Origin of the sequence: uncultured Agathobaculum sp. (assembly GCF_963927765.1) — a bacterium.
GTDB lineage: Bacteria > Bacillota > Clostridia > Oscillospirales > Butyricicoccaceae > Agathobaculum.
In genome coordinates, this window is the sequence record NZ_CAWVCU010000096.1 from 18,807 (window position 1) to 30,162 (window position 11,356).

The 11,356-nt window shown below is 50.4% G+C and carries 11 protein-coding genes; 9 read left to right on the plus strand and 2 right to left on the minus strand.

Features of this window, described 5'->3' with window-relative positions; translation table 11 throughout:
• Positions 1–52 precede the first annotated feature (52 nt).
• Complete coding sequence (locus ABGT74_RS08940; RefSeq protein ID WP_346705252.1) at positions 53–982, minus strand: TIM barrel protein; 930 nt, start codon at positions 980–982, stop codon at positions 53–55.
• Positions 983–1,289: 307 nt separating this feature from the next.
• A complete protein-coding gene (locus tag ABGT74_RS08945; RefSeq protein WP_346705253.1) occupies positions 1,290–2,186 on the minus strand; it encodes a helix-turn-helix domain-containing protein in 897 nt (298 codons plus the stop codon).
• A gap of 161 nt (positions 2,187–2,347) precedes the next feature.
• Here ABGT74_RS08945 and ABGT74_RS08950 point away from each other — a divergent pair, with 161 nt between their 5' ends.
• The 9 genes from ABGT74_RS08950 (at position 2,348) to ABGT74_RS08990 (ending at position 11,252) form a co-directional block, all read left to right on the plus strand.
• Complete coding sequence (locus tag ABGT74_RS08950; RefSeq protein ID WP_346705254.1) at positions 2,348–3,193, plus strand: helix-turn-helix domain-containing protein; 846 nt, start codon at positions 2,348–2,350, stop codon at positions 3,191–3,193.
• Positions 3,194–3,502: 309 nt separating this feature from the next.
• Positions 3,503–4,927, plus strand: a complete 1,425-nt coding sequence (locus tag ABGT74_RS08955; RefSeq protein ID WP_346705255.1) for a glycoside-pentoside-hexuronide (GPH):cation symporter — start codon at positions 3,503–3,505, stop codon at positions 4,925–4,927.
• Positions 4,928–4,952: 25 nt separating this feature from the next.
• A complete protein-coding gene (locus ABGT74_RS08960; RefSeq protein ID WP_346705256.1) occupies positions 4,953–5,774 on the plus strand; it encodes a TIM barrel protein in 822 nt (273 codons plus the stop codon).
• A 44-nt stretch (positions 5,775–5,818) separates the two neighbouring features.
• Positions 5,819–6,829 carry an inositol 2-dehydrogenase gene (gene iolG, locus ABGT74_RS08965; RefSeq protein ID WP_346705257.1) on the plus strand — a complete coding sequence of 337 codons (1,011 nt, stop codon included), beginning with the start codon at positions 5,819–5,821 and terminating at the stop codon, positions 6,827–6,829.
• Between the two features lie 120 nt (positions 6,830–6,949).
• Positions 6,950–7,531: a cytidylate kinase-like family protein gene (locus tag ABGT74_RS08970; RefSeq protein WP_297284460.1), complete on the plus strand. Its 582-nt coding sequence runs from the start codon at positions 6,950–6,952 to the stop codon at positions 7,529–7,531.
• A 717-nt stretch (positions 7,532–8,248) separates the two neighbouring features.
• Positions 8,249–8,620: a DUF4405 domain-containing protein gene (locus ABGT74_RS08975; RefSeq protein WP_346705258.1), complete on the plus strand. Its 372-nt coding sequence runs from the start codon at positions 8,249–8,251 to the stop codon at positions 8,618–8,620.
• A gap of 14 nt (positions 8,621–8,634) precedes the next feature.
• The gene (locus tag ABGT74_RS08980; protein WP_346705259.1) at positions 8,635–9,711 is read left to right on the plus strand and encodes an ATP-binding protein; all 1,077 of its coding nucleotides are present in this window, start codon (positions 8,635–8,637) and stop codon (positions 9,709–9,711) included.
• A 24-nt stretch (positions 9,712–9,735) separates the two neighbouring features.
• Positions 9,736–9,969 (plus strand): hypothetical protein, encoded by a 234-nt coding sequence (locus ABGT74_RS08985; protein WP_346705260.1) that lies wholly within the window; start codon positions 9,736–9,738, stop codon positions 9,967–9,969.
• On the plus strand, positions 9,909–11,252 hold the full coding sequence (locus ABGT74_RS08990) for a PP2C family serine/threonine-protein phosphatase (protein WP_346705262.1): 1,344 nt from the start codon (positions 9,909–9,911) through the stop codon (positions 11,250–11,252). The genes ABGT74_RS08985 and ABGT74_RS08990 overlap by 61 nt, the downstream gene beginning before the upstream one ends.
• Positions 11,253–11,356: the final 104 nt, after the last annotated feature.

Sequence of the window (11,356 nt, forward strand, 5' to 3'; positions counted from 1 at the left end):
TGGTTTGTGCTTTTGCAGAATAAGATCATATCGGAATTGCGAGAGTTAAGAGTTAAATCTTATATCCAATCCCTTTGAGAAAGTCTACGCTGGCCTTGACGTTTGCAAGGCTGTTCTCGACGTTGCGCGGATCACATTCCTGCTCGATGGTGATGTAGCCGTTGTAGCCGATCTCGTCCAGCACATCGGCAACCGCCTTGTAGTCGATCATGCCCTGACCGATCGGGCACATCGAGCCCTTGGCACAGCCCTCAAAGAAACGGATATGTTCGTGCATAACTTCGTCATATACCTTGGGGTCAATGTCCTTGAAGTGCACATAGTCCAGACGGTCCTTGTACTTGCGCAACCATGCAACCGGGTCCATGCCTGCGTATTGCAGATGGCCGGTATCCAGCACGAAGCCTGCCAGATCATTGGGGATCTCTTCCGCCAGACGGTCGATCTCGTCACCGAACTCAATGTAGCCGCCGCAGTGCGGATGCAGGACCGGACGTACACCGTAGCTGTTGGCGCGCTCGCACAGTCCTTTGAAGTGGCTGACCAACTTGCCCCAGCCGGCTTCGTCCAAGCGGGGGGCGCGGTCGGAATGGCCTGCCGCGTAGTCACGCTCATCGTGGCCCCAGTCCATCACGGTCATATAGGGGGTTGGCCAGCGCTGGCCGTCTTCCCGGGGGAGGGGCGGCAGCTTGGTAATCAGCTGGCAGATGCCGTCGACTTGATGCAGTAGCTTTTCATAGTTGTCGTCACTGAGGACATCGTCGAAGATCGTACCCGCGACAATCGACAGCTGGTTCTTGTTTAGTTCTTCGGTCACACCCTCGATGTCGTCGGTTGGAATCCAGCCGTTCGGCCCCAATTCAATCGCGCTGTAACCGGCTTCGTGCGCTTCGCGCAGCACGCGCTGCCATGTCGGCAGATGCGGATTGTTGATGTCGTCAACGCCCCAGCAGCAGGGGGCGCCGCAAATATGAATACCCATATTCGTTACTCCTTTACCAGTGTTTATGTGTGCGGATTGACAATTTTCCTTGGTGTATCCATTATTGCGCATCCGTCCGTTTTTGGCTTCTACAAAACCGCAGGATTATTTGGAAAAGTTCACAAATTTTTAAACGGAAAGAAAGTGTGACAAATTGGAAAAACGATGCATTTCTGATAGGGTTGGTCGCTGTCGAATGCATTTGCTTAAAAGAGCCACGGAATGAAATGCAGCGCCCGATTGTGCGATTTCATCGCGGGGGATTGTACATTTCTGCTTTTGGGAGGACAGAATGCCGGGGTGTTGCCTATTGACAACACCCCGGGTGGTTAGTTTGGTTTGCTTGCTGTGTTTTGCGATAATTTTTACGAAACTGTCCGGGAGAGATGCCAACATATTTGCTGAACAGTTTGTTGAAATGGCTTTGTGCATCGAATCCAACCATTTGCGCAATTTGCGAAATGGGATAATCGGTAGAAATTAAAAGAGTTTGCGCTTCCCCAATTTTTTTGCGCAGTGCATATTGCATGGGAGGGTAGCCAAGCATGTCTTTAAATACATGCGAGATATAGGATTCGCTCATGCCTAATGCGGTGCTAATTTGCTTCATGGTAAGTGGTTCCAGATAATGTGTATCGATGTAGTTTTGAATTTTATAACCCAAGTAGTAATTGGGGTGTGGTTCCTGCGGCCGCTGTTCCGTGTGAATGACACGCCAGATGATTTCAAGAAGTGCCTGTGTTTCGTAATGGATCATGTATTGTGACCACACAGATGGGTGCTCAAAATGCGAAAGCATGCTTTCGCACAGAGAGATTACATCCTCAAAACCCTGTGGTATATGAAACACGGGATTGATATTGGCCGGAATCAGCGCATTGGCGCACAAATGTGGTATTTGGAGATTGCCAACGGCAAAAAAGTAGTTTCCGATCTGTGCGTTGGCACTGGAAAGCTCATCGTGCACAACGCCGGCGTTGTAGATGATAACATCGCCCGGACGGATCAACTGCCGCTGGTCACCGATGAGGTATTCACTGGTTCCGCTGTAAATGATGCTGATTTCCACATGTTCTGCATGGGAATGTAAGATGCGAGGATAACTGCTGATTTCAGGCAGTACCTTTCCCATATAGTAGAGTTGCGGCAGATGTTCAGAATAGAAAATGGGAGATACCTGCTTTTTCATAAAGTGCTGAAGCATGAGTCATTCCTTTCCCAATGGTGAAGATATGGTCTCTGATTTCTCATTATAAGGTTTTTGTAAACTATATCTTTCAATATCTTGCGAAAGTATGTGGATATTCTTGCGATTGACACAAAATTTCGGTATGATAATCCTATCAATACCAAGGAGGGTGTGCCATGCCAAATAGTGCCGTTTTGGAAGGGCAATTTGTTCACCTCCACTTTGTCGATGAAAAATATCATGAGCAACATTCGCAGCTGCTACATAAGCATGATGACGCGCTCGAACTGTTCTATGTGATGAAAGGGGAAGGGCAATATATTGTCGCGGGGAAGAAATACTTTGTACAGTCCGGCAATCTGGTGATTTGCAATGCAGGAATCATGCACGGGGAAGAACCGTTTCGCCGGCACAATATGGAAAGCTACTGCTGTGTTTTGCAAGGGGTTTCGCTGCAAGGGCTGGCCTCTAATACATTGAGCAAACCGGAGCAAAATCCGGTTTTGTATTTTTCGGATGACCGGGCCGCAGTGGAGCATATTCTGCTTGCGCTTTATATGTTGGATCGGCAGGATATAGATCATAAAACAGCATTGGGACAGCTGGCAAACGCTTTGCTGAGCATTGTATATGATAAATTGCATCGAAGACAGCAACCCAACATGATCGCAGACAAGAATACAGAGGAATTCATTCAGAATATCATGCAGTATCTGGATACGCACTATATTGAACCGCTGCAGCTGCATGAGCTGGGAACGCGGTTTCATATCAGTCCGTTTTACCTTGCGCATATATTTAAAGCGGAAACCGGTATCTCCATGATGAAATATGTCATGTGCCGTAAAATCGGTGAATCGCAAAACCTTTTGATGAATACATCCCTTCCGATCGGTATCATCAGCGAGCGACTGGGATTCAACGACCATTGCCATTTCAGCACGACGTTCAAAAAGTATATCGGTATTACGCCGACGCAATATCGACAACACTTCCGAAATTCGTCCGGCCCAACCCCATAGATGTAAAGAAGGTCCCGTAAAAGGGGCCTTCTTTTTTGCTGTGCGCCATGATCTGCTTGATTGCTTCCAATCATCTCATGCAGCGAGAAGGACGATCGCTTTGTCTATTTTTGCTAAACCCAATGAGATGTTTTTTATCATCCAAAGCAAGAATCTAAACATGCGGTCAAAAAAGGCTGCGGACAGACCGCAGAAAACAAGCAAGAATATGCTAACGCAGTTCAGATGGCATTCCATATAATTAGGAGCATGAACCATTCATGAATGAGAGAGGGTAACAGAACGCAGAAAAGAAAGGAAGCGAAAGGCATGGAAAGCAACGCTGCAAATCTTACAATTGACAGCGCAAGCACTTCGGAGAGAAGCGGATTTGTCAAGATCCCTTGGATATCGCGCATTGGCTATGGCTTGGCAGATAGCTCTTGCAATATTGTATACGGTATGATCAACACTCTGCTGACGTTATTTTATACGGATTACGTCGGTATCTCGTTTGTAACCGTTGGTTTGGTGATGCTGATTTCCCGTTTTTTTGACGGAAGCTCGGACGTTATTATGGGTGTGCTGGTCAGCAAGACCCGTTCCCGCTGGGGGAGGTCGCGTCCGTGGCTACTATGGACAGCACTACCGTATGTCATTACATCTGTAGCATTGTTTACAGTGCCGCAGACTTCGGAAAGCCTGCAATTCTGGTACATGTTCGTGACCTATAATCTGTGCACCACGGTTTGCTACACGGCGATCAATGTGCCGCTTGGCTCACTGTCCACTATGATGACCCGTGACTCGCATGAGCGCGATCTGCTTTCGACGGTACGCATGGCGCTGGCACCGGTCGGGCGTTTGATTTCAGTCACTTTTACGATGCCGGTGGTGCGGCTTTTTGGCAACGATCAGGCGGCGTGGGTCAAGGCCATGTCGATGTGGTGTGCGATTGCATTTGTGCTGCTGATTTTTAGCTTTGTCACTTGCAAAGAGCATGTGCAAATACCGGATAAGACCGTGCAAAAGGCAACGGGCGGCTTCAAACGCAACTTTTTGGCACTGGTGAAAAATCCGTATTTTTGGGCAACTCTGATCCTTTGGACGATCACCTGCGTACATTCCACACTGGTTGGCACTGATCTGCCATACTATTGTAAATACATATTCGGTAATGACACATGGATGTATAGCTCGCTGTACCTTGCAGAAAACATTACTTTGATTGTCGGCGCAATGGTTTGTCCGCTGCTGTTGGGAAAATTTAACAAGCGGGATTTGTCCCTCGCCGGTGCGATTCTGGCGGTTGTGGGTCATCTGCTGTTCTTGTTCAACCCAATGAGCTATGAATGGGCAATGGCGGTAACCATCATTCGCGGCATCGGGCAAGCACCGCTGACTGCACTGGTATTCGGCATGATGGGCGATGTGATCGAGTATGGCCAGTGGAAGTTCCACATCCGTCAGGAATCTTTGGTGTTTGGCGGCGGCTCGTTGGGCTTTAAGATCGGTACGGGCTTAACCAGCGCGTTGATTAGTGTGCTGCTCACCAGTGCGGGTTATCTCAGCTCGACAACCGGCGGTGCAGTACAGCCCGAAAGCGCCAAGCAAATGATTATTGCGATTTACAAATTCGGCCCGGCCATTATCTGGGGTATTGCCGTTGTCGTTCTGATCCTGTATAAGCTGGATAAGATCTATCCTAAGGTAATGGCGGATCTGGCAGAGCGGGAAGCAAGAGGAGAAATGTAACCGACGAACAGAAGGAGTGATTGATATGAAAAATATTAAAATCGGCGCCTGCGACTGGGGGCTTCCGGGGAATGGCTTGTACGCCACGCAGATTGCGGCAGAGGTAGGACTGGATGCGCTGTCGCTGAAAATCGGGCTGTACGAATCCGATTATCCGCTGACACAGACGGAAATGCAGAAGATTTACCTGAGCGAACAGCAGAAATACGGCATTGAGTACTGCGCGATCGCGCTCAATGACTTCGACAACATTCCGATGCACGCCCGCAAGGGGACAAGGGAATACGATATTGTCTGGAACCTGTTGGGACGTGCTGTGCAGACGGCGCGTGCGCTCGGTGTTCCAATCATTCAGGTACCCGGTTTTGCCGCAAGCGAGGTGAAAACGGAGGAGGACATGGAGCACTCGGCGCGTGCGCTGCAGTATCTGTGCGACGCGGCAGGCGAGTACGGCATTTCGGTTGCCGGCGAAAATGTGATGAATCCGGAAGAATTCCATAAGCTGCACAGCATGGTAGACCGGAAAAATTTCTATCTGTATTTTGACAGCCAAAACTATTATCTCAACCGTGGCTACCGCGAAACCGACATATTAGAGGGCTTGTTCCCACTGATGTGCAATCAGCTGCATGTCAAGGATGGTGCCAAAGGCGCGCTGAGCGGCAGCTTGCTTGGAACGGGCGAGAGCGGGTTTTTTGAAACCATGACCTGGCTTGACCGCCATAACTTCACCGGCTATATCCTACTGGAGAATTACTACGATCAGCTGCCGCTGCGTACGCAGGCAGAAAACCCGTATGATCTGCTGCGGGAGGATATACGGATCTTGAAGAAAGCAATTAGCTAAAATAAATCTATGACAAAAGTGTATCAATTGAAAGGAGAAACAACATGAAAGTAGCAGTAATCGGTGCGGGACGTATTGGACGTGTCCATGTTGAGAACATTTGCATGGCAGTGCGCGAAATGGAGATTAAGACGGTTGCCGATCCGTACTTTAATGCGGAGGGGGAGGCGTTCGTCAAGGGCTTTGGCATTCCGAATGTGACCAAGGACGTTGATTCCATCTTTGCCGATCCCGAGATTGAAGCAGTTCTCATTTGCTCCTCTACCGACACGCATGCCGACCTGATCATGAAGGCAGCGGCAGCCGGTAAGCACATTTTCTGCGAAAAGCCGGTCGATCATGACGTGGCGCGGGTCCGCATAGCGCTCGACGCGGTCAAGAAAGCAGGCGTAAAGATGCAGATTGGCTTTGTCCGCCGCTTTGACCATAATCATCGCGCCGTATATGATGCGGTTCGCGCGGGTAAAATCGGCACCCCGCACATCCTGCGCATCAGCTCCCGCGATCCGCAGCCGCCTACAATCGAGTATGTGCGACGCTCGGGTGGCATCTACTACGACATGATGATCCACGACTTTGATATGATTCGTTTTCTGGCAGGCTGCGAAGCGACCGAAGTTTATGCCAAGGGCACGGTGCTAGTGGATCCAGCGATCGGTGCGGAAGGTGACGTGGATACCACGATCGTTACGCTGACCTTTGAGAACGGCGCGATTGGCGTGATCGACAACAGCCGCCAGGCCGTATACGGCTATGACCAGCGTCTAGAGGTGTTTGGCTCTGAGGGCGCGGTACAGGATGAAAATGACATCCCAAACACGGTTGTGGTTTCCCGCGCGGACGGAACTTCTTATGGTACCGCATATCAGGTCATGTGGGATCGCTATACGCAGGCGTTCATTGACGAGATGAAGGCGTTTGCGGATGCGGTGATGAATGACAAGGTGCCGCCGATTACCGATCTTGATGGCCTGTATCCGGTGCTGATGGCAGCTGCAGCAAACAAGTCGCTCAAGGAAGGGCGCCCGGTCAAAATCTCTGAGGTGGATGTTTAAACTGGGCGGAGAAAAATGCTGCAATCTCCTTCATATAATGGGATGCGGGCGGAGCTGTGATGCTTCGCCCATATTCCATATCTAATCACACAAGGCTTGCATATAGAAAGGCGTGTTGAAATGGATAATTTTGTTGTTACGATCAGTCGAGAATATGGATCTGGCGGACATGACATTGGAAAACAATTGGCTGAATTGCTGCAGATCCCATTTTATGATAAGGAAATTGTGGACTTGACGGCACGGAAGCATTCAATCGATGCACATAGACTGTGCGAAATGGAAGAAGACTCTAAACTTCCTTTTAGCTTAGCTCAGTCATTTGGATCACTTTCCGAATCGGATGAGCAATTGTTTATTCTCCAAGCAAAGACAATTTTGGAGCTTGCACAGTCGAGTTGTGTAATTGTTGGGCGTTGCGCAGATTTTGTTTTGAAAAATCATCCAAAGCGCTTTAGCTTTTTCCTCTATTCCGGGATGAAACAGCGCGTAGAGCATATGAAGCACAAACCCGGCCTGTATAAGGCGAGCGATCCGATGCAGCAGGCCATTCGTATGGACAAACGGCGGGCGGCGTATTACAAATACTATACAGGGCAGGAATGGGGACAACCTGCAAACTACCACCTCTGTGTGGATACGGGAATGCTTGGCCCAAAGACCGCAGAATTGTTAAAGACTTTTATTGAGCTGAAAAAGTAATCTCACAGCGGACATATCTTCATTCACGAATAAAAATATCGGGGCAGATTTTGAGGGAATCTGCCCCGATATTTTGTTGGCACTGCGCCGCTCCTGTTCACATTTCATATTGTACTACAAATTTGCTGGGTCACTTCACAATACAGATGGGATTTGTGTTGAATTAAGAAGTCAATAGAGAAATGGGCGAAATGTTTTTATCATATCAAAATCAAGTAGCTACTCTGTTTGTGAATAAAGAAATCCGATTAACAAATCTCTTGTCAACTCATTACAGGATATTGATACCCGTGTCAAGAATAAAGAGATGCAATATATTATATATACCTTTTTGTTTATACTGAGAAACTGATCGGAACTTCCGTACATGCAGTACGGAAGATACAATATTTATGAAAGACCTGCCCAACATGCCAAGCTCTTTCAAGCCATAGAGACAGAGAACTTCAAAAATCCTTACGAAAATAGGCACAACAAAACAGGATGTCGCGTTATGGCGGCCGTGGAACTAAAATGAATGCTGTATGAGCGAGTCGGACTGTCCGGGGCGGGAAATGATCAATTGCAGGTTCTAGATGTTAAAAATGCTGATTACTTTCGCAATAGGAGAACATCCAGCCAGCATAGGGGCGGAAATCTGTTTGCGCAAGACCCCGATATCATGGGCTGGCTGTTTGAACAGTAATGTAATAATGTAATGTAATAGGAGGTGACCCTGTGGGGAAAAAATGGATTACGGATCTGGCGATGACAGTCCTTCTCCTCCTACTGATGGCCTACTCTCTGGTGGGAGAAGTCCTACATGAGTGGATGGGGATCGCTATGCTGGCATTGTTTGTTCTCCACTATATCTGGAATCGAGCCTGGTATAAAAGCATTAGACGAGGCAGGCCATCTCCGTATCGAGCAGTCCAGACAGCACTGAATCTTTTGCTTTTTGCAGTAGTGCTGGGGATGCTCCTCAGTGGCCTGATTCTGTCCCAGCACATTTTGGATTTTCTGCCCTTGCAGCGTGGCGAAACCATTGCCCGGACGCTCCATCTGCCCCTTTCCTATTGGGGGTTTCTGCTTATATATTGGTCATGCTGATCAGCGGCATCATTATGGGAGTTCTTGCAGGCAGCAAAGTTGGCATGGGGACAATGTTCCGCGCCTGCTTGCAGGATGTGACCTTAAGTGATGAGGTGACAGAAGAAGAGCTGGCGGCGAAATTCCATTTTTCGCCGCAGCAGATCCGGCTGGCCTGCCGTCAGGCAGCAGGGCTGTCCGGACTTGACGGGAAAACCATGCTGGATGGTGCAACGCTGCATGCTGCCTGCTACCAGCAGGTGGTGCACAAGCTGGGAGAATTGGCGCATCGCGTGCCGCCCGCCTACACATGGGAGGACGTTGTGCTGCCTGCGGCACAGAAGCGGTTGATGCAGCAGGCGTGCGGACATATTCGCTACCGCTATCGTGTATACCACCAGTGGGGGTTTGAAAGCAAAATCAGCTATGGACGCGGGCTTTCCATTCTTTTTGCAGGCGCGCCCGGCACCGGTAAAACCATGTGCGCACAGGTGATCGCACGGCAGCTCAACATGGAGATGTATAAGATCAATATTTCGCAGGTGGTCAGCAAGTATATCGGTGAAACCGAGAAAAACTTGCAGGCGGTTTTCCGCGAAGCAAAAAACTCCAACTGCATCCTGTTTTTCGATGAATGTGATGCACTGTTTGGCAAGCGAAGCGAGGTGAAAGACTCGCATGACCGCAACGCAAACGTAGAAGTGGCGTATCTGCTCCAGCAGATTGAGGAATACGACGGTGTGTGCATTTTGGCGACCAACCTGATCGGCAACATCGACGAGGCTTTTATGCGCCGCATTACCTATGTCGTGCATTTCCCGTTCCCCGATGCTGGGATGCGGGAGAAAATCTATCGCCAGATGATGCCGCAGGCTGTCCCGCTGGCGGATGACATTGACTGGGGGTTCCTTGCCGGTAAGTTTGAGCTGTCCGGCGGTTACATCAAAAATATTGTACTCGCCGCGGCGTTTATGGCGGCGGGAGAAGGCAGCCCCATCGGGATGCGGCATTTGGTGCGTGCAGCCGTGGGCGAGCTGAAGAAAAATGAGATCGTTGTGGTGCGCGAGGAACTGCAGGAATACGCGGATCTGCTGCAGGATGAATCGGTGTAAGCACCGCCGCGGAGGGGATATAAGATGAAACAACACCGACAAAATACGCTGAGCGGACACCTGACCATACCGTGTATCCTGACGGCGCTGGCGCTGACCGCTGTTGATGTTCTGCTGGCTGTATATCTGCTGCCGGTGGCTGGTGGATGGGTCACGGCGCTGTGTATGGCAGCTGCGGGTGCAATAGCGGCGATTTGGTGGCTGCGACAGCTCCGGCAGGAGGCAGATCAGCCAATGGACAGCTGCGGGATGCGCTGACGCGCTGTGCAGCGGGCGAGGAAGACGCTGTCGAGCCGTCGCTGCTGGAACGGTCGGACAGTGTCGGTATGCTGGCACAGGCGGCTGCTGCGCTGACGGACCGGATGGAGGAGCGTTTGGAGCAGGTCAGCGCACAGGCCTCACAGGAGGCGGAGGCGTGTGCGCGGCGGGGTATGGCAGAGTCGATCTGCCGATCGGCGCTGCCGCAGGTATTGCCGGATATCCCGAGCCGCGCCAATTTTGAAGTGGATGGATGGATCGAACAGGGAACGGGGCAGGATAGCCGGTTTTATGATTACTTTTTCATTGATCCCGGTTTGCTTTGCATTGTGCTTGGACAAACCCCGGGCGGAGGCGTGGCAGAGGCATTGTATATGGTAGTGGCGCAGACCACGATCCGCAGCCGCCTGCGGCAAGGCCGCTCGCTGGAGGAAACCATGGCGGACGTGAATGCGCAGCTGTACGATCTGGGTAATCAGTATTGCCTGAATGCTTTGGTTGCCACGCTTGGCACAGCCGATGGACGGTTTACTTATGTCAATGCAGGCCAGCAGCAGCCTCTCCTCATGCGTAACGAAGACCGCTACGAATGGCTGGATGCACCGGTTTATGCGCCGCTTGGCATGAATCAGAATGTGTCTTACCGATCCATGGAACTGCGCTTTAAACAGGGCGACCGGATTTTCCTGCATACGGCGGGACTTGCCGCGCTGGAAGACCGGGATGGGACCGCATACGGAGACCACCAGCTTCGTGCGGATTTGAACATCAGCCGCAGCAAAAATTTCAGCGGTGAAGAACTGCTGCAATTTGTTTCGGATCAGGCGCTGGCCTATTGCGAGGACAGCAGCAGTAATGCTGGATTTGCCCTGCTGACGCTGCTTTTCTGCAAAGGAGATAAGGAACTGGCGCACTGTGATGTGCCCGCGCGTCCGGAATATGCCAGTGAAGTGGCATGCTTCCTGAAAAAGCAGTTTGAGGACAACGGCATTGATAAACGGCATTATGCGCGTGAGGCAGTGGTAGTTGATGAGGTATTTGCGCTTTGCTGCCGCTGCGCAGAGCCGGATACCCATGTGATGGTTGAGTGCGGCGTTGCACCGGATGCGCAGATGGTGAATATCCGTGTAACGGCGGTGCTTGGTGGCGTAGATCCCATGGAAGCGGGTGATGTTGGTTCAGCTGCCAATGCGGTGCAGTTTATCCGCAGCAACGCAGATTATATCACTTTTAAGCCCGGCACAGAACGGGACACCATTACCATTGTGTGCTTCTTGAGTTAACAACCATAGATAGAACGAAGGGCCTGTTGCAAAATAGGCCAAAGAAAAAAGACAGGCAGGGCAGCCCGAAAAGGGTTGCCTTGCCTGCCTTTTTGCTTTAGGCT